The organism is Pseudomonas sp. fls2-241-TYG-175, from assembly GCF_030209155.1.
GTDB classification, from domain to species: Bacteria; Pseudomonadota; Gammaproteobacteria; order Pseudomonadales; family Pseudomonadaceae; genus Aquipseudomonas; species Aquipseudomonas viridiflava.
The window spans coordinates 100,027-118,500 of sequence record NZ_JARVSO010000003.1; the positions used below are offsets into that span (position 1 = coordinate 100,027).

12 protein-coding genes and 1 pseudogene are annotated in these 18,474 nt (G+C 60.1%); 8 read left to right on the forward strand and 5 right to left on the reverse strand.

From position 1 onward, the window contains the following. Nucleotides 1-11: 11 nt before the first annotated feature. Nucleotides 12-2,969 (reverse strand): bifunctional [glutamate--ammonia ligase]-adenylyl-L-tyrosine phosphorylase/[glutamate--ammonia-ligase] adenylyltransferase, encoded by a 2,958-nt coding sequence (gene glnE, locus QRN20_RS02950; protein ID WP_285359987.1) that lies wholly within the window; start codon nucleotides 2,967-2,969, stop codon nucleotides 12-14. A 382-nt stretch (nucleotides 2,970-3,351) separates the two neighbouring features. Here glnE and aceE point away from each other — a divergent pair, with 382 nt between their 5' ends. The 4 genes from aceE (at nucleotide 3,352) to msrA (ending at nucleotide 11,888) form a co-directional block, all read left to right on the forward strand. Continuing rightward, the gene (gene aceE / locus QRN20_RS02955; protein ID WP_029243044.1) at nucleotides 3,352-5,997 is read left to right on the forward strand and encodes a pyruvate dehydrogenase (acetyl-transferring), homodimeric type; all 2,646 of its coding nucleotides are present in this window, start codon (nucleotides 3,352-3,354) and stop codon (nucleotides 5,995-5,997) included. A gap of 142 nt (nucleotides 5,998-6,139) precedes the next feature. Continuing rightward, complete coding sequence (gene aceF / locus QRN20_RS02960) at nucleotides 6,140-7,783, forward strand: dihydrolipoyllysine-residue acetyltransferase (RefSeq protein ID WP_122454998.1); 1,644 nt, start codon at nucleotides 6,140-6,142, stop codon at nucleotides 7,781-7,783. Nucleotides 7,784-8,399: 616 nt separating this feature from the next. Then, nucleotides 8,400-11,093, forward strand: a complete 2,694-nt coding sequence (locus QRN20_RS02965; RefSeq protein ID WP_004888419.1) for a putative bifunctional diguanylate cyclase/phosphodiesterase — start codon at nucleotides 8,400-8,402, stop codon at nucleotides 11,091-11,093. A gap of 147 nt (nucleotides 11,094-11,240) precedes the next feature. Continuing rightward, nucleotides 11,241-11,888 carry a peptide-methionine (S)-S-oxide reductase MsrA gene (msrA, locus tag QRN20_RS02970; RefSeq protein ID WP_285359988.1) on the forward strand — a complete coding sequence of 216 codons (648 nt, stop codon included), beginning with the start codon at nucleotides 11,241-11,243 and terminating at the stop codon, nucleotides 11,886-11,888. 129 nt (nucleotides 11,889-12,017) lie between these two features. On the opposite strand, the gene QRN20_RS02975 is transcribed toward msrA, so the two are convergent. Further along, the gene (locus QRN20_RS02975) at nucleotides 12,018-12,854 is read right to left on the reverse strand and encodes a 23S rRNA (adenine(2030)-N(6))-methyltransferase RlmJ (protein ID WP_004888053.1); all 837 of its coding nucleotides are present in this window, start codon (nucleotides 12,852-12,854) and stop codon (nucleotides 12,018-12,020) included. 382 nt (nucleotides 12,855-13,236) lie between these two features. Here QRN20_RS02975 and QRN20_RS02980 point away from each other — a divergent pair, with 382 nt between their 5' ends. Both QRN20_RS02980 and QRN20_RS02985 read left to right on the forward strand, forming a co-directional pair. Next, nucleotides 13,237-13,467: a DUF6124 family protein gene (locus QRN20_RS02980; protein WP_004888057.1), complete on the forward strand. Its 231-nt coding sequence runs from the start codon at nucleotides 13,237-13,239 to the stop codon at nucleotides 13,465-13,467. Nucleotides 13,468-13,573: 106 nt separating this feature from the next. Further along, a complete protein-coding gene (locus QRN20_RS02985; RefSeq protein ID WP_069144881.1) occupies nucleotides 13,574-13,834 on the forward strand; it encodes a hypothetical protein in 261 nt (86 codons plus the stop codon). A 353-nt stretch (nucleotides 13,835-14,187) separates the two neighbouring features. Here QRN20_RS02985 and QRN20_RS02990 read toward each other — a convergent pair whose 3' ends face one another. Together QRN20_RS02990 and QRN20_RS02995 are read right to left on the reverse strand one after the other, a co-directional pair. After that, the gene (locus tag QRN20_RS02990) at nucleotides 14,188-14,490 is read right to left on the reverse strand and encodes a cell division protein ZapA (protein ID WP_004888061.1); all 303 of its coding nucleotides are present in this window, start codon (nucleotides 14,488-14,490) and stop codon (nucleotides 14,188-14,190) included. Next, nucleotides 14,487-14,720 (reverse strand): hypothetical protein, encoded by a 234-nt coding sequence (locus QRN20_RS02995; RefSeq protein WP_004888063.1) that lies wholly within the window; start codon nucleotides 14,718-14,720, stop codon nucleotides 14,487-14,489. Before QRN20_RS02995 ends, QRN20_RS02990 begins: the two co-directional genes overlap by 4 nt. Nucleotides 14,721-15,154: 434 nt before the next feature. Between QRN20_RS02995 and QRN20_RS26755 the strand changes: the two are divergent. Beyond that, nucleotides 15,155-15,910: pseudogene (locus QRN20_RS26755) on the forward strand (MCP four helix bundle domain-containing protein); the annotation flags it as partial. Further along, complete coding sequence (locus QRN20_RS26760) at nucleotides 15,902-16,765, forward strand: methyl-accepting chemotaxis protein (RefSeq protein ID WP_412093213.1); 864 nt, start codon at nucleotides 15,902-15,904, stop codon at nucleotides 16,763-16,765. The pseudogene QRN20_RS26755 and the gene QRN20_RS26760, both read left to right, overlap by 9 nt. 113 nt (nucleotides 16,766-16,878) lie before the next feature. On the opposite strand, the gene gbdR is transcribed toward QRN20_RS26760, so the two are convergent. Then, on the reverse strand, nucleotides 16,879-17,982 hold the full coding sequence (gbdR, locus tag QRN20_RS03005) for a choline metabolism transcriptional regulator GbdR (protein WP_004888066.1): 1,104 nt from the start codon (nucleotides 17,980-17,982) through the stop codon (nucleotides 16,879-16,881). Between the last annotated feature and the right edge of the window lie 492 nt (nucleotides 17,983-18,474).

Genomic DNA, 18,474 nt, shown 5'->3' on the forward strand with positions numbered 1-18,474 from the left:
ATGTCGTCCGTTCAGCTCAACCCCATCTGCGCCCAGATCCGCATCACTTCACGCCGTTCGCAATGAAACTGATCGCCGCTGACCACACCCGCTTGCTTCTGCAACGCCTGCCGGTGCGCCGCCGAACGGTACGCCTTGTAGGCTTCGCGCAACAGGCTGGCATCGGCATCGGGCAACAACCCGGCCTCTTCCAGCCCTTCGAGAATACGAATGTTATCGGTGTATTGCAGCAGCCCCGGATGCTCTCTGGACCACGCCAAGGCCGCGTATTGCACCATAAATTCGATATCGACGATACCTCCGGCATCCTGCTTGAGGTCGAACGGCATGGAGGACTCGAAGGCATTGGCTCCCCTGCCCGCCGCCGTCAGACGGCTGCCGAGGTTGTCACGCATCTTGGCGCGCATCTCGCTGACTTCGGCGCGCAGCTTGTCCAGATCGCGCTCGCGACCCAGCACGTCGGCGCGCACCTTCTCGACTTCGCGGCCCACATCGGGGCTGCCGGTCAATACACGGGCGCGGACCAGCGCCTGATGCTCCCAGGTCCAGGCTTCCTTGTCCTGATAACGCGAGAAAGCGCCCAGCGAACTGACCAGCAGCCCCGAGGCACCGGACGGACGCAGCCGCATGTCGACGTCATACAACTGGCCGGAGTTGGTCTGAGTGGTCAGCAGGTGAATGATCCGTTGCCCCAGCCGGGTAAAGAACTGCGCGCTGTCGATCGGTCTGGCGCCGTCGGTTTCGGTCTGCGGGTCGCCGTCATGAATGAACACCAGATCGAGATCGGACCCATGGCCCAGCTCGATGCCGCCCACCTTGCCGTACCCGACAATCACGAAACCCGGATCGCATAACGTGCCGTCAGGCCGCGACGGCGTGCCGTGTCGCGCCACGCTGTGACGCCAGGCCAGCGCCAGCACCTGTTCGAGTATCGCCTCGGCCAGCCAGGTCAGGTAGTCGCTGACCTTCATCAACGGTAGGCTGCCGGTGATTTCCGACGCCGCCACCCGCAGACTGTGGGCCAGCTTGAAGTGCCGCAGCGCTTCCATCTGCTGTTCAAGGTCATCCTCGGGAATGCGGATCAACCGTTCGCGCAGTTCGGCGGCCAGCTCAGGCGCCAGTGGCGGATTGAACAGACGGCCTTCATTGAGCAACTCATCGAGCAGCAACGGGAAGCGGGCGATCTGTTCGGCGATCCACGGACTGGCAGCGCACAGGGTCAGCAAGCGGCGCAGTGCATCGGGGTTCTCGGTGAGCAGCACCAGATAGGCCGAACGCCGGGCCACCGCTTCCACCAGCGGCAACACGCGCTCAAGCACCAGATCAGGTTTAGCATGCTCCACCGCCTGCGCCAGCAGACGTGGAATAAAGGCGTCCAGACGTTCGCGACTGAGGCGCTGCATCGAACGCAGGTGCGGACTGCCGCGCAGGTTCGCCAGATGTTTGATCGCCGTCTCGGCGTTGACGAAACCGGCCTGGGAAAGCTGGCGACTGGCGGCCTCTTCGTCCTGGGATTCTTCCCACAATGGCAGCCATTCGCCGCCGACGATGACTTCGCTGTCGTCTTCCTGCTCTTCATCAGGGTCGGAATCGGGATCGGCGATAACCTGACGGAAATGCCACGACACGCGGCCACGCCAGTACATCAGTCGTTCGTGAAAGCTCGCCCAGTCCGAAAAGCCCATCATCAGCGCGATGCGCGCCTGATCCTGCTCGTTGTCCGGCAGCATCTGGGTCTGCCGGTCGGCAATCGCCTGAATCGCATGTTCGGTGTAGCGCAGGAATTCATAACCCTCGCGCAATTCTTCGGTCACGGCGCTGGGCAGATAGCCTTGGCCTTCGAGGGTCTTCAGGACCTTGAACAACGGCCGTTGCTGAAGGCTCAGGTCGCGACCGCCGTGGATCAGTTGAAAGGCCTGGGCGATGAACTCGACTTCCCGAATGCCGCCCGCGCCGAGCTTGATGTTCTCGGCCATGCCCTTGCGCTTCACTTCCTGCTGAATGAGCTGCTTCATGGTGCGCAGCGCTTCGATGGCCGAGAAATCCAGATAACGGCGATAGACAAACGGACGCAGCATTTCCAGCAGCTCGGCGCCCGCCTTCTGATCGCCGCCCACCACACGGGCCTTGATCATCGCGTAACGCTCCCAGTCGCGGCCCTGATCCTGGTAATACTGCTCCAGCGCATTGAAGCTGAGCACCAGCGCCCCGGATGAACCGTAAGGCCGCAGGCGCATGTCGACGCGAAACACAAAGCCATCGACGGTCACCGGGTCAAGCGCCTTGATCAGCCGCTGCCCCAGACGAATGAAGAACTCCTGATTGTCGAGCGGGCGTTTTACGCCGACTGTCTCGCCGCCTTCCGGGTAGCCGAAAATCAGATCGATGTCGGACGACAAGTTCAGCTCGATCGCGCCCAGCTTGCCCATGCCCAGAATTACCATCTGCTGCGGCAGCCCCGTGCGACGCCCGGTGGGCGTACCGAACTGCTGGCAGAGACGCTCGTGCAGCCAGTGACAGGCCAGGTCGATGCAGGCATCGGCCATGTCCGACAGGTCGCGGCAGGTCTCGATCAGGCCTGCCTGACGCGTCAGGTCCCGCCAGATAATCCGCACTTGATGCCGCATGCGTTGGCGACGTAGATTACGCCCCAACTCATCGTCAGTGGTCGCGGTGCTTAATGCGTCGGCGATTTGCCCGCGCAACTCGCCTGCCGAGAAGCTACGCTCCAGTTCGCCTGAATCGGCTAGGTCCAGCAGCATGCGCGGATCCCGGCAGATCTGCTCGGTGACGAAGTCGCTGGCCGCGCAGACCCGGTCGAACGCAAGGCGACGCGACTCGGGCCAGGCGTCGAAAGAAGCCAGTGCTTCGGCAGATAAATCAGCGAGCACTGTACGAAAAGTCTGTTGTGCACGGGTAATCAGTGGCAGCAGGATGGCCGGAAAATCGGCCAGTAAAGGTAGGCTCATGGTCTATCCTTGATCGGCGTGCAACGGGCTACCTGCCATGACTGCGAGATTGACCTGCCACTGCCGCTTGTCGAACAAAGGTTATAAATTGCTGGAAAAATCGTTTTAGAAGCATAAAATTCCGACTTTTTACCGCAACACATTCGAAACACATCAACAGTAACGTTTTATCTCACAACACAACAGGAGCGATTTGGTCGCTTCTCTGTAGTTTTACTACTGGCTACGTAACTCGGAGGGCTGAAATAGTCGTCGATTTGTAGTAAAACTACACGCCGCCGGGCCAACCTCCGGTAATCCAAGAATTTATGTCGTCTGCCCACAAGGCCAGTCGCAAACTCAGGCAACCGATTCTGGAAGCCTTTCCGCCCTGGAGCAAGCCATGCAAGACCTCGATCCCGTCGAAACCCAGGAATGGCTGGACGCCCTGGAATCGGTTCTCGACAAAGAAGGCGAAGACCGTGCTCATTACCTGATGACCCGTCTGGGCGAACTCGCCACCCGCAGTGGTTCGCAGCTGCCTTACGCCATCACCACGCCTTACCGCAATACGATTCCTGTCACCCACGAAGCACGCATGCCTGGCGACCTGTTCATGGAACGCCGCATTCGCTCGCTGGTGCGCTGGAACGCGTTGGCCATGGTTGTCAAAACCAACCTGAACGACCCGGATCTGGGCGGTCACATTTCGAGCTTCGCCTCCAGTGCCACGCTGTATGACATCGGCTTCAACTACTTCTTCCAGGCCCCGACCGAAGAACACGGCGGCGACCTGATCTACTTCCAGGGTCACGCATCGCCAGGCGTCTACGCCCGTGCGTTCATGGAAGGCCGCATCACCGAAGAGCAGATGAACAATTTCCGTCAGGAAGTCGACGGCAATGGCCTGTCGTCTTATCCACACCCGTGGCTGATGAAAGATTTCTGGCAGTTCCCGACTGTATCCATGGGCCTTGGCCCGATCCAGGCGATCTACCAGGCACGCTTCATGAAGTACCTGGAACACCGCGGCTTCATCCCGGAAGGCAAGCAGAAAGTCTGGTGCTTCCTGGGCGACGGCGAGACCGACGAGCCGGAATCCCTGGGCGCCATCGCCCTGGCCGGTCGCGAGAAGCTGGACAACCTGATCTTCGTCGTGAACTGCAACCTGCAGCGTCTGGACGGTCCGGTTCGCGGCAACGCCAAGATCATCCAGGAACTGGAAGGCGTGTTCCGTGGTGCTCAGTGGAACGTCACCAAAGTCATCTGGGGCCGTTTCTGGGACCCACTGCTGGCCAAGGACGTCGACGGCATCCTGCAACGTCGCATGGACGAAGTCATCGACGGCGAATACCAGAACTACAAGGCCAAGGACGGCGCGTTCGTCCGTGAGCACTTCTTCAACTCGCCTGAACTCAAGGCGATGGTTGCCGATCTGTCCGACGACGAGATCTGGAAACTCAACCGTGGTGGTCACGACCCGTACAAGGTCTACGCGGCCTACCACGAAGCCGTCAACCACAAGGGTCAACCGACCGTGGTTCTGGCCAAGACCATCAAGGGTTATGGCACCGGCGCCGGTGAAGCGAAAAACACTGCGCACAACACCAAGAAGGTCGATGTCGACAGCCTGCGTCACTTCCGTGACCGTTTCGACATCCCGGTCAAGGACTCCGAACTCGAAGCCCTGCCGTTCTACAAGCCGGAAGAAGGCAGCGCCGAAGCCCGTTACCTGAGCGAGCGCCGTGCCGCACTGGGCGGTTTCGTGCCACAGCGTCGCGCACAGAGCTTCAACCTGCCGACGCCGCCGCTGGAAACCCTCAAGGCCATCCTTGACGGTTCGGGCGACCGCGAAATCTCCACCACCATGGCGTTCGTGCGCATCCTGACCCAACTGGTCAAGGACAAGGAAATCGGCCAGCGCATTGTGCCGATCATCCCGGACGAAGCCCGTACCTTCGGTATGGAAGGCATGTTCCGCCAGCTGGGCATCTACTCCTCCGTCGGCCAGCTTTACGAGCCAGTCGATAAAGAGCAGGTGATGTTCTACCGCGAGGACAAGAAGGGTCAGATCCTCGAGGAAGGCATTAACGAAGCGGGCGCCATGTCCTCCTTCATCGCTGCAGGTACCTCGTACAGCAGCCACAACCAGCCGATGATTCCGTTTTACATCTTCTACTCGATGTTCGGTTTCCAGCGTATCGGCGACCTGGCCTGGGCCGCTGGCGACAGCCGCACCCGTGGCTTCCTGGTCGGCGGCACCGCCGGTCGTACCACGCTGAACGGCGAAGGCCTGCAGCACGAAGACGGTCACAGCCACATCCTGGCGTCGACCATCCCGAACTGCCGCACCTTCGACCCGACCTACGGTTACGAGCTGGCTGTCATCATTCGTGAAGGCATGCGCCTGATGTTCGAAGAACAACAGGACGTTTTCTACTACCTGACCGTGATGAACGAGTCCTACACCCAGCCAGCCATGCCGGCCGGCGTGGAAGACGGCATCATCAAGGGCATGTACCTGCTTGAAGAAGACACCAAGGAAGCGGCGCACCACGTCCAGTTGCTGGGCTCGGGCACCATCCTGCGTGAAGTTCGCGAAGCGGCGAAGATCCTGCGTGACGAGTTCAACATCGGCGCTGACGTCTGGAGCGTAACCAGCTTCAACGAATTGCGTCGCGACGGTCTGGCGGTAGAGCGCAACAACCGCCTGCATCCAGGTCAGAAGCCTGAGCTGAGCTACGTCGAGCAGTGCCTGAACGGTCGCAAGGGTCCGGTCATCGCATCGACCGACTACATGAAGCTGTTCGCTGACCAGATTCGTCAGTGGGTTCCAACCAAGGAATACAAAGTACTGGGCACCGACGGTTTCGGCCGTAGCGACAGCCGCAAGAAGCTGCGTCACTTCTTTGAAGTCGACCGTCACTTCGTTGTGCTGGCAGCCCTGGAAGCCTTGGCTGATCGCGGCGATATCGAACCTAAAGTCGTGGCTGAAGCCATTGCAAAGTTCGGCATCGATCCAGAAAAACGCAATCCACTGGACTGCTAAGAGTCTGCTTCAAGAGCGCTGATCAGGGCGTGAACAGCCGAAGATGCGGAATTTACCTCGCGTAAATGAGCATCCAAGGCTGTTTTGCTGTAACTGAACCAGCGTATTCGTGAGTGAACAGGTTCTCCCAAGGAGATACAGAGTGAGTGAGCTAATTCGCGTACCCGACATCGGCAACGGTGAAGGTGAAGTCATTGAATTGATGGTCAAGGTCGGTGATCGCATCGAAGCTGACCAGAGCGTTCTGACGCTTGAGTCCGACAAGGCAAGCATGGAAATCCCTGCTCCCAAGGCGGGCGTGATCAAGGCCATGAAGGTCAAGCTGGGCGACCGCCTGAAAGAAGGCGACGAGTTGTTCGAGCTGGAAATCGAAGGCGAAGCGGCTGCCGCGCCGGCCGAGGCCGCACCTGCTGCAGCTCCGGCTGCTGCCGAGAAACCTGCTGAAGCCGCACCGGCTCCAGCAGCCGCACCCGCGCCTGCCGCTGCCGCTTCGGTACAGGACATCCACGTGCCGGACATCGGCTCGTCGGGCAAGGCCAAGATCATCGAACTGATGGTCAAGGTCGGCGACAGTATCCAGGCCGATCAATCGCTGATCACCCTGGAATCCGATAAAGCCAGCATGGAGATCCCGTCTCCAGCTGCGGGCGTTGTCGAAAGCATCGAAGTCAAACTGGACCAGGAAGTCGGCACCGGCGACCTGATCCTCAAGCTGAAAGTCGAAGGCGCAGCCCCTGCCGCCGCTCCTGCTCCGGCAGCCAGCGCACCGGCGGCCGCACCAGCCAAGACTGAAGCCGCACTGGCTCCGGCCGCAGCACCTGCTCCCAAGGCAGAAGCCGCGCCAGCACCGGCTGCACCGGCCAAAGACGGCGCCAAGGTCCATGCAGGCCCGGCGGTTCGTCAACTGGCCCGCGAATTCGGCGTCGAGCTGAACGCCGTCAGCGCCACCGGCCCACACGGCCGCGTGCTGAAGGAAGACGTCCAGGCTTACGTCAAGGCCATGATGCAGAAGGCCAAGGACGCACCAGCCGGCGGCGCAAGCGGCGGCATGGGCATCCAGCCGATCCCGGAAGTCGACTTCAGCCGCTTCGGCGAAATCGAAGAAGTGCCGATGACTCGCCTGATGCAACTGGGCGCAACCGGTCTGCACCGCAGCTGGCTGAACATCCCGCACGTCACGCAATTCGACCAGGCCGACATCACCGAACTGGAAGCTTTCCGCGTCGCGCAGAAAGGCGCTGCCGAGAAGGCGGGCGTCAAGCTGACCGTTCTGCCTCTGCTGCTCAAGTCCTGCGCTCACCTGCTCAAGGAGCTGCCTGACTTCAATGCCTCGCTGGCACCAAGCGGCAAGGCTGTGATCCGCAAGAAGTACGTGCATATCGGTTTCGCCGTGGACACCCCGGACGGCCTGCTGGTCCCGGTCATCCGCGACGTCGACCAGAAGAGCCTGCTGCAACTGGCTGCCGAAGCCGCTGCACTGGCCGAGAAAGCACGCACCAAGAAGCTGACCGCCAACGACATGCAGGGCGCCTGCTTCACCATCTCCAGCCTCGGTCACATTGGCGGCACTGGCTTCACGCCAATCGTCAACGCACCGGAAGTGGCGATCCTGGGTGTTTCCAAGGCAACCATCCAGCCTGTCTGGGACGGCAAAGCCTTCCAGCCAAAGCTGATGCTGCCTCTGTCGCTGTCCTACGATCACCGCGTGATCAACGGCGCGGCCGCTGCCCGTTTCACCAAGCGCTTGAGCGAATTGCTGGCGGACATCCGCACAATCCTGCTGTAAGCCCGAGCAGGCCCGCCTCACAGCGGGCCTTGCCGCATGTGTTTACGAGCTGCCACGCTCGAACCTCAACCCCGCCTTCAAGCGGGGCTTTTTTTGCCTGCTGATTGGTTGTCACCAGTGACGAGCGGCGGTTGTTGTGCACATGTCTGCCTCAACACTGATCGTGCCCATCGCTCCGCGTGGGCATGCCTCCCGTGACGCTCCGCGTCACAAATGGCACAGCCTGAGGATTCAGTGAGCCGAGCGCATGACGTGGATAACGCTGGAGCTTGGGGGCACATCTGCGCCACATTCGAGAGCGGACGCGGAGCGTCCTGAGAGGCATTCCCACGCAGAGCGTGGGAACGATCATCATCAGTGCCGAGGCCGATTTGTGTATAACGATGAGTTCTCTGCGCAGACATGCCCCAGCAGAAATACCCCTTTTTCCGCTCAAAACTGAATCGTTTCCCCTATCCGACCATTTGCGCTGAAGAACTGGCTCTTGCGGCCGACACTTTTATAGCACTAAGCCACCGTGGTCTCTTGTAAGCATTGCCCGCATGATGCAACCTTGCCATACGCGGAAACAGGCCTTTGGCCCAACGCAATCAGTATTCCGGAAGCGAATTTGTTGATGAAGAGCCAGACCGATGCTGCCGGTAGATCCGCAGCCGAGGTAGTGACGCAATTGCCTGTGCCTTCGCGCCTGGGCATGCTGCGTTTCGAGCGGCTTAACGAAGCCAATTGGGCGCTGTTGTACCTCGACGCTAACTGTGAAAAACAGTTCGGCCTGCCTGCCGTGGATCTCTGCGCCCTGATTGGCTCGCCCTACGCCAGCCTGATGGAACCAGAAGCGCGCTATCAGTTGCATGACGAGGTGCAACTGCAACTGGCGACATCCAACAATTACAGCATTCGCTACACACTGCACACGCCCAGAGGCCCGCTTGGCCTTCTGGAAATCGGTGAGGCTTACAAGCAGCACAATCGCCATTTGTTGCGCGGTTATTTCCTCATCGTCGAAGACGCACTCGCAGAAGGCGAAGTGGCGGTCGACAGTGACCTGGAAACCCGCAACTCACGCCTGCAGATCGCCCTGGAACTGAACCAGCGCGCGCAGCGTGATCAGTACGCTCACCTGGAGCGCGTCCGCGCCCAGCAAGACCTGATCCTGCGCCTGACGCGGCATCGCTACACCACCACCAATACCCTGCTGGAAGCTGCAGAGCTGATCACCAAAAGCGCCTGCGTCATCTACGATGTCGATCGCGCCAGTATCTGGAACCTCAATGACAAGTGCATGGAGCCGATCGCCGATTACCACCGGCTGACCGGCGACTACCGGTCTCGTGCAGTCATTGATGTCAGCCCGTACCCCAGCTACCTGCAGGCACTGCACACCAGTCGTGCGATTGATGCATTCAACATTCAGTCCGATCCGCGCACGCGTGAGCTGGCCGAGAGCCTCCGTCCTCAGCAAACCAACGCCACCCTGGACGCCAGCATTCGCATCGACGGCCAGGTGGTGGGTGTACTGTGCCTTGAGCAGACCGGCTCGACGCGTGAATGGCAGTCCGATGAGATCGCCTTTGCCGGTGAGCTGGCCGACCAGTTCGCGCAGGTCATCAACAACCTCAACCGCCGCGCCGCGACCAATGCCTTGCACTTGTTCCAGCGTGCGGTCGAGCAGAGCGCCAATGCCTTTCTGCTGGTCAACTGTGACGGCGTGGTCGAGTACGTCAACCCAAGCTTCACGGCCATCACCCAATACAGTTCCGAAGAGGTCGCAGGCCGCAAGCTCTCTGAATTGCCTGCGTTGGAGAACCTCAACGAATTGCTGCTGGAAGCCAACTCCAGCCTGACCACCAGCAACAGCTGGCAGGGCGAGTTCAAGAGCCGACGCAAGAATCTGGAACCCTACTGGAGCCAACTGTCGATCTCCAAGGTGTACGGCGACAACCGCGAGCTGACGCATTACATCGGCATTTACGAAGACATCACCCAGAGCAAGCTGGCCCAGCAGCGCATCGAGCGCCTGGCCTATACCGACAACCTGACCAACCTGGGCAACCGGCCTGCGTTCATCCGCAATCTGGACGAACGCTTCGACCGTGACACCGATACGCCCATGAGCCTGCTGCTGGTCGATATCGACAACTTCAAGCGCATCAACGACAGCCTCGGCCACCAGACCGGCGACAAGCTGCTGATCAGTCTTGCACGCCGCCTGCGTAACACCTTGAGCCCGACGGACGTGCTGGCGCGCTTTGCCAGTAACGAGTTTGCCGTGCTGCTCGATAACACCGATCAGGAAGCGGGTCAGAACATCGCCAGCGAGGTACTGGCGACGCTGGACAAGCCGATGTTCGTCGACAACCAGCTGATCAGCGTCACCGGCTCGGTTGGCCTGGCCTGCGCGCCACTGCATGGGCGTGATCCGCAGACCCTGATGAAAAACGCGGGCCTGGCGCTGCACAAAGCCAAGGCCAACGGCAAACATCAGGTACAAGTGTTCACTGAAGCACTCAACGCCGAGGCGAGCTACAAGCTGTTCGTCGAGAACAACCTGCGCCGTGCCCTGACGCAGAACGAGCTGGAAGTGTTCTATCAGCCCAAGCTGTGCCTGTTGTCCGGCAGGCTGATCGGTATGGAAGCGCTGCTGCGCTGGAATCACCCTGAAAAAGGCATGATTCGTCCCGACCAGTTCATCAGCGTGGCGGAGGAAACCGGTCTGATCATTCCGATCGGCAAGTGGGTAGCACGCCAGTCCTGCCGCATGAGCAAGGACCTGACCGCAGCGGGCTTCGGCAATCTGCAGGTGGCCATCAACGTTTCGCCCAAACAGTTCTCCGATCCGGAGCTGGTGTCCTCGATTGCCTCGATCCTCAAGGAGGAAGAACTGGACGCCTCTCTGCTGGAACTGGAGCTGACCGAAGGCCTGTTGCTGGAAGCCACCGAAGACACGCGCCAGCAGCTGGACTCGCTGAAGAAGCTGGGCCTGTCGCTGGCCATGGATGACTTCGGCACCGGCTACTCGTCTTTCAGTTATCTGAAGAAATTTCCCATCGACGTGATCAAGATCGATCGCAGCTTCATCCGCGATATTCCGGATGACGAAGACGACATGGAAATCACGTCGGCGGTCATCGCCATGGCGCACAACCTCAAGCTCAAGGTGGTCGCCGAAGGCATTGAAACCGCCGCCCAACTGGCTTTCCTGCGCCGTCATCGCTGCGACGTCGGGCAGGGTTATCTGTTCGACAGACCGATCCCCGGCGAAGCGCTGATCGAAAAGCTGCAGCGTTACCCGCGCCGACCGTCGGCCTGATCCCTCTTCCTGCACCCAGCCCAGTCGGGCACACTGTCGGTCTGTTTTTACACGGCAGCACTTGTTTCTACGTGTAACGGGACCTATGTAATTGCATTCATCTGTCCTGGCCCCTGCTGCCTGTCTCTAAACGAGAGGATATGGTTCATGACTCTGCGCTCGGAAATTCTAGTGAACAAGAACGTACTGCCTACCAAAGAACAAGCACTGCCGGGCCGCGAAACACCCATGGCGCTGCCTGAGACCCACTACGCCAATGGCAACCCGCTGCTCGGGCCGTTCTCCAACAACGTGGAATTCGCCATCTTCGGCATGGGTTGCTTCTGGGGCGCAGAACGCCGCCTCTGGCAACAGGAAGGTGTCGTGAGCACCGTGGTTGGCTACGCGGGCGGACACACGCCGAACCCGACTTACGAAGAAGTCTGCTCCGGCCTCACCGGCCACACCGAAGTGGTGCTGGTGGTCTACGAGCCTGAAAAGATCAGCTATGAGTCGCTGCTTAAAGTGTTCTGGGAAGCGCACAACCCGACCCAGGGCATGCGTCAGGGCAACGACATCGGCACGCAATACCGCTCGGTGATCTACTGCACCACACCTGAACAGCTCGATACAGCCAAGACCAGTGCCGAGATTTTCCAGGCAGAACTGAGCAAGGCCGGTCTGGGCGGGATCACCACAGAAATCGAAGAGGCACCGACCGTGTTCTTCGCCGAGGCGTATCACCAGCAGTACCTGGCCAAGAATCCACAGGGCTATTGCGGCCTGGGCGGTACCGGGGTTTGTCTGCCGGCCTGATCGCTACGACTGATCATGCCCATCGTTCCGTGTGGGCATGCATCCCGTGACGCTCTGCGTCACTTCAAGAGCGGACGCGAAGCGTCCTGAGAGGCGTTACCACGCTGGAGCGTGGGAACGATCAGTCATTCACTCCGCAATCAACCAATCCATCTTCCAGCCGCCCTGGGTCTGGCCCAGTTTGTCGGCCAGGTACGGCATCAGCTCGCGCAGTTCTTCTTCAAGGCCCCACGGCGGGTTGGCGATGGCCAGGCCTGAGCCGTTGAGGCTGGCCGGGGTGTCCAGCGGGTGGACGTACAATTCAACGCGCAGCAACTTGGGTGCGCCGGTCTCGGCGAGGTCCTGATAGAAGCGCCTCAGCAAGCGCGGGTCCTTGATCGGGTACCAGATAGCGGCCACGGTCTGACGCATGCGTCCGATGGTTTCCTTCAGCGCCACAGCGCAGCGCTTCATTTCATCGAGCTGTTCGAACGGCGGATCGATGAGCATCACGGCACGCTTTTCGGCAACCGGCAGCAAGGCACGCGGTACATGCCAGCCTTCGCCCAAGTGAACGGCAACGCGGCGGTCGCCCTTCATGTTTTCCTTGAGCAGACGTCCATCCTCGGGGTGCTTCTCGTTGAGCAGCACACGCTCGCGCTCGCGGGTCAGGCGGCGGGCCAGCTCGGGCGAACCGGGGTAATAGCGCAGCTCGCCATCCGGGTTCATGTCGCGCAGTACCTGCAGGTAATCGGCAGCCAGCGCAGGCACGTCCGCCGCTTCCCACAGACGGCCGATGCCTTCCAGCCATTCGCCGGTACGGGTGGCCTGATCACCCTTGAGGTCGTACAGCCCGAGCCCTGCGTGGGTATCGAGGTAGGCGAACGGCTGCTCCTTGCGCGCCATGAGGGCGATCAAGCGAGTCAGTGCGATGTGTTTGAACACGTCGGCGTGGTTGCCGGCGTGGTAGGCGTGACGGTAATTCATGGCAGCTCCTGGAAGGCTGCGCAGTTTAGCAAAACTGAGCGGTGAACAAGAATTTGTAACGAATTTGCGGGACCGATCCCTTTCCTTTGCAGGACATTTCCGAGAAACTCCCCGGCCCTTGTGCCTGTCGATCCCGGTCACTACTCTGCGCCGGTCGCTGCAAATTCAGCGATGAGGAGTAGTAGCCCTCGGTGTGATTAGGCGCAATGCGCCACCTGTAAAAGGCGCTTTTTTATGGCCTGCATTTTATGGTGGCCATGCGTCAGGGCATCTCCGGATGCACCGGTTCCTAATCACCGGGCTACTACCTACGCATGGCCGCCACCTTCGATTAGTAGCCGACGGTGACGACCTACCGATATTCGATTAGGAGTCATCCGACATGCTGAAAATAGTACCCGCCCCACCCGCCTTCAAAGCCAACCCCGACCTGAGCCATGAAGACGCGCTCATGCATGCCAGCGACCTGCTGCGCTGCGCCGTCACCAGCGCCTACGAATTCAGCGACAGCATGAGCGGCGCGCAACGCGACCTGACCCTGTCGATCATGCACCTCACGGAAATGGCCAAAACCATGGTCGACCTGACGCTGGACAGCATGGCCACCGACTGAAAACGACACGTTCATAGCCAATCCGGCCATTGTTGATCAACGAGGGTTGCCCGAGCGCAAGGCTGCTACCAGAATCGAGGCACATTCGAACAAGGAAAGACACGCCATGATGCACGCGGACCTGATTGATCAAGAAGACCTGATTGGCCAATTCAGGGCGCTGGGCTTCGACATGCCCGGCGGCGCAACAGCCGAACAGGCCTGCGCCCACGTGGTGCGCGGCCTCAACGCCGAACGCGCCACCGCACTTCGGCGTCTGGTCGAACAACTCCTGACCGGCAGCGCAACCATCCTGCCCGCCGTGCGCCAGGCCATCGACCAGCAACTGCTGCCTGCATTGGCGGCTTACAAACAGAGTCAGGGCTGAGCCGGGTGTGACGCGCAGTCCCTCTTCAGACAACACGTACCCGACTGACGAACATGGTTCGTGTGGGAGGCCTCACCACGTCCTCGGCGTAGCGCTGTCGCGCAGCAAACCCGTGGGAGCGGACTTGTCCGCGAATGCAGTATTTCAGCCACTGCATATGCGTCGGATGTACCGGCCTATTCGCGGACAAGTCCGCTTCTACAAAAAATCGCGTTTCTTCAGTAAGTTACAGGTTGTTTGATAAGAGGCGGCTTGCCGGCGAAGCGGTTTTTCAGGCGCCAGGCAAGAGACTGAACTGACGCAATCGCCGGCAAGCCGCCTCCCACGGTCCAGTGTCTGCGGCAAGCCAGCCCTCAACCCTGCGACAGGGTCTTGGCAATCACATCAACCGTCGCACTGACCTGATCTTCATACCGCGCCAGCTCGCCCTTGTGCTTGTCCTTCAGGTCGATCTGCTGGGAGCACAGGTTCAGGGCGGCCAGCACCAGCAGGCGGTCGCCGATCAGGGTCGGGTATTTGCGCTTGGTGTCGGCCAGCGAGGCGTTGAGCATCGCGGCGGCCTGCAGGAGTTTGACGTCCTCGCCTTCCGGCGCCTTCACCGAATACTGGTTACCCAGGATGGACAAGACCGTCACCCCGTTTCGGTCGAAGTTCATGCTTCGACAGCGCTTGCGCTGGTCGCCCGGTCAACCAGTGCCTGAATGCGGGCGGCGGTGCTGCCCTGCTTTTCTTCCTGCTCCATCAGGCTCAATTGCAAGCTGTCGTTTTCATCCCTGACTTTGGCCAGCTCGGCGGTGAGCTGGGCATTCGTGTTCTGCAGGTTCTGGTTCTGTTGCACCAGATCACCGACAAGGTGTTCCAACTGGCTTAGGGAGGCTTCCAACATTCTGATTACTCGAGCAAATTTCAACGGGCGCACACGATAAAGAAAAGTCACTGCGCATGCCAGCGCTCAGGCCCTGCGGCACTGGCGTCTTACGCCATGGACACGTCTGTAACGGAACGCATGGGGGCCTTGTGACTGCGATTCTGGGATCTTGTTCCGGCTGTTCGTCAGACCGTCCCGACCTGCGACATAAACGCACAGCCCATGGGCAAGGTGCCATATGCCGAAACGCCCTATCGCCAGTACTTTCAAGGCTTTGCGAGGGTAATCGCATGCGGATGAAAAAAACGTCATCAATCGAACGTCTATGGGTCATCCCATAACGCTCAAGTCTCCAGTCGTTCGACCGATAGGCACGCATTCACGTTACTTATTGTTTCTGCCGCATGGATTGCGCACCCTGACTCTGGAAGCCATCTATGTCCCTTCGCAATATGAATATCGCCCCGCGCGCCTTTTTCGGTTTTGCCATGATCGGCGCATTGATGCTGATCCTTGGTGTCTTCGCGCTCTCTCAGATGAGCAAGATCCGCGGCGCGACCGAAGTGCTCGCCGACAACAACGTGCCCAGCATCAAGAGCCTTGATCGTTTTGCAGAGGTCAGCATCCGCCTGCGCGTTCTGTCATACCGTCTGCTGGTCAACCGCGAGCCGGAGATCCAGCAGAAGACCATCGAATTGCTGGCCATGCGCAACAAGCAGATCAACGATGCCCAGGCCATCTACGAGAAGCTGATCAGCGATTCGAACGAGCGCAACCTCTACAACCAGTATGTGCAGTTGCTCGGGCAATACCGTGAGCTTGAGTCGCGCATGAAGACGCTGACGCTCGCCAACAAGGTCGACGAGCTGCAGGACCTGCTCAATAAAGACATGCTCAGCAACTCCGATCAGATGAACGCCGTTCTGATCAAGCTGGTCGAGATCAACACCGCGCAGTTGATGCAGGTGAAGAAGCAGGCAGCCGAGGAATACAAGTCGGCGTTCGACATGGTCATCGCGCTGCTGGTCGCGGCCACCCTGCTGACCCTGGTGTTTGCCTGGATGCTGATCAAAAGCATCACCACCCCTATTGCCGTTGCACTCCATGCTGCCGAAACCATTGCCCAGGGCAACCTGACTCAGCCGATCAAGGTTGACGGTACTGACGAAGCCGGTCGCTTGTTGCAGGCCATGAAAACCATGCAGGACAAGCTGCGCGACACGCTGCAGCGCATCTCCGGTTCAGCCACGCAACTGGCGTCTGCCGCTGAAGAACTGAACGCCGTGACCGATGAAAGCGCACGCGGTCTGGTGCAGCAGAATAACGAGATCGAGCAGGCCGCTACTGCGGTCAATGAAATGACCAGCGCGGTGGAAGAAGTGGCGCGCAACGCGACCAGCACTTCCGAAGCGTCACGCAACGCCACCGCTTCGGCGGGTGATGGTCGTGACCTGGTGCTGGAAACCGTCGGCGCCATCGAACGCATGAGCGGTGACGTGAAGGAAACCGCCGAACTGATCGGCAATCTGGCGAATGAATCCCGTGACATCGGCAAGGTGCTGGACGTGATTCGGGGCCTCGCGGACCAGACCAACCTGCTGGCACTCAACGCGGCCATCGAGGCGGCCCGTGCGGGTGAAGCCGGTCGCGGGTTTGCGGTCGTGGCAGACGAAGTTCGCGCACTCGCCCATCGCACTCAGCAATCGACCAGTGAGATCGAACGCATGATCGGCAGCATTCAGGGCGGCACGGAACAGGCTGTGACCTCGATGCGCAACAGCACCGAACGAGCCGAATCGACCCTGAGCATCGCCAAGGGCGCAGGCATGGCGCTGGACACCATCAACATTGCCGTGGAAGAAATCAACGAGCGCAATCTGGTGATCGCCAGCGCAGCCGAAGAACAGGCGCAGGTGGCGCGTGAAGTGGACCGTAATCTGGTCAACATCCGTGACCTGTCCGCACAATCCACCACCGGCGCCAACCAGACCAGCGCAGCCAGCACCGAGCTGTCGCGCCTGGCGGTTGATTTGAACAGCATGGTGGGGCGCTTCAGCCTCTGATCAGCGCCCTGCCCGCGCTCTGCATGGAACGATCAACGTAACTGATCGTTCCTCACGCGCGTGGGAATGCCGCTCAGGACGCTCCGCGTCCGGTCCCGAGCGCGATCACGCCTCTACAGCCTGACACTCGCAAACGTCGATTCATTACGTGCCTGACTGAGTGCCGACATCGGCCCTGACAGCGGAGCCAATACCAAGGCCTGCGGGATCGGCATCATGGCGACCTGCTGTGCGGTGTTGGAGCCTACGCGCTCGTCACGCGGCGGAATGCCGAAGTATTCGCGGTAGCACTTGGAAAAGTGCGGCGTGGAGACGAAGCCGCAGACCGATGCCACTTCGATGATCGACATCGGCGTCTGCTTGAGCAGTTGCCGTGCACGAATCAAACGCAGCTTCAGGTAGTAGCGCGACGGCGAGCAGTGCAGGTATTTCTGGAAAAGCCGCTCCAGCTGTCTGCGTGACACGGCGACGTAGACAGCCAGCTCGTCGAGGTCGATCGGCTCTTCGAGGTTAGCCTCCATCAGCGCCACGATTTCCTGAAGCTTGGGCTGATTGGTGCCCAGCATGTGCTTGAGCGGCACGCGCTGGTGATCCTGCTCGTTGCGAATGCGCTCGTAGACGAACATCTCGGAGATCGCCGCCGACAGTTCACGACCATGATCGCGACTGATCAGGTGCAGCATCATGTCCAGCGGCGCGGTGCCACCGGAACTGGTGAAACGGTTACGGTCGAGGGTGAACAGACGTGTGCTCATCGCCACTCGCGGAAAGGCTTCCTGCATGGACGCCAGACATTCCCAGTGCACGCTGCAGTCGAAACCGTCCAGCAGACCCGCGCAGGCCAACGCCCAACTGCCGGTGCACACCGCACCCAGCCGACGGGACTGACGCGCCTGACTTTGCAGCCAGCTCACATGCTCGCGGGTGACAGTGCGCTGAATGCCGACACCGCCACAGACGATCACGGTGTCCATGACCGGTGCCTGATGCATCGCTGCATCAGGGGTGATCTGCAGACCGTCACTGGCCCAGACCTGACCGCCGTCCACACTCAGGGTGGTCCAGCGATACAGCTCACGGCCGGACAACTGGTTGGCCATTCGCAGAGGTTCTACCGCTGACGCGAGGGAGATCAGTGTGAAGTTGTCCAGCAGCAAAAAGCCGATGGATTGTGGGGCGCGGTTCTGGGGTTGAGCCCCTTGATTGAACGATGTCATCACACTATCTCCTCTCACGTGGCGGGGGTCGGCCTCAGGCGAGGCTCTTGTTATAGCCTTCATCCATCGAGGGCTTTGCAATGACATCGCAAATCCCGTGCCTGAATTTGATCAGCCATTCAATAACCCCTGAAAACGACGTCGCGATGCGTCTATCCGGTAGCGACGTGCCTGTCTGTTTGCGACGTGGAGGCCTGCGCAAGGCGTTGCCGTGTGAGCAGTTCGGTAGCACTGCAAGGAAACGGCAACCGCGTGACTACTCGGGGAGTGCTACCCAAGGCACAGGGGAGCAGGCAAGCGGCCAGCCCCGATTTCGCGCTAAAAGGTGGCGGCTTTCGGGGCTGGTGTTCAAAAATCGAGCAGCCGTTTGCAGCTGCAAGGTCGGGCCATGACCCTGCCATCCCGGAACTAACACGGAACAACCCCCTCAAAAAGACCGCGTTCGCGAAGGCGCTGCTCGTCATGAACGGGTTCACGACCGGTTTTCAGGCC

Excerpts from the sequence above, each read along its gene's own strand:
- glnE (WP_285359987.1), bottom strand. The coding sequence starts at position 2,969 with ATGAGCCTACCTTTACTGGCCGATTTTCCGGCCATCCTGCTGCCACTG.
- aceE (WP_029243044.1), top strand. The coding sequence starts at position 3,352 with ATGCAAGACCTCGATCCCGTCGAAACCCAGGAATGGCTGGACGCCCTG.
- QRN20_RS02965 (WP_004888419.1), top strand. The coding sequence starts at position 8,400 with ATGAAGAGCCAGACCGATGCTGCCGGTAGATCCGCAGCCGAGGTAGTG.
- msrA (WP_285359988.1), top strand. The coding sequence starts at position 11,241 with ATGACTCTGCGCTCGGAAATTCTAGTGAACAAGAACGTACTGCCTACC.
- QRN20_RS02975 (WP_004888053.1), bottom strand. The coding sequence starts at position 12,854 with ATGAATTACCGTCACGCCTACCACGCCGGCAACCACGCCGACGTGTTC.
- QRN20_RS02980 (WP_004888057.1), top strand. The coding sequence starts at position 13,237 with ATGCTGAAAATAGTACCCGCCCCACCCGCCTTCAAAGCCAACCCCGAC.
- QRN20_RS02985 (WP_069144881.1), top strand. The coding sequence starts at position 13,574 with ATGATGCACGCGGACCTGATTGATCAAGAAGACCTGATTGGCCAATTC.
- QRN20_RS02990 (WP_004888061.1), bottom strand. The coding sequence starts at position 14,490 with ATGAACTTCGACCGAAACGGGGTGACGGTCTTGTCCATCCTGGGTAAC.
- QRN20_RS02995 (WP_004888063.1), bottom strand. The coding sequence starts at position 14,720 with ATGTTGGAAGCCTCCCTAAGCCAGTTGGAACACCTTGTCGGTGATCTG.
- QRN20_RS26760 (WP_412093213.1), top strand. The coding sequence starts at position 15,902 with ATGCAGGACAAGCTGCGCGACACGCTGCAGCGCATCTCCGGTTCAGCC.
- gbdR (WP_004888066.1), bottom strand. The coding sequence starts at position 17,982 with ATGACATCGTTCAATCAAGGGGCTCAACCCCAGAACCGCGCCCCACAA.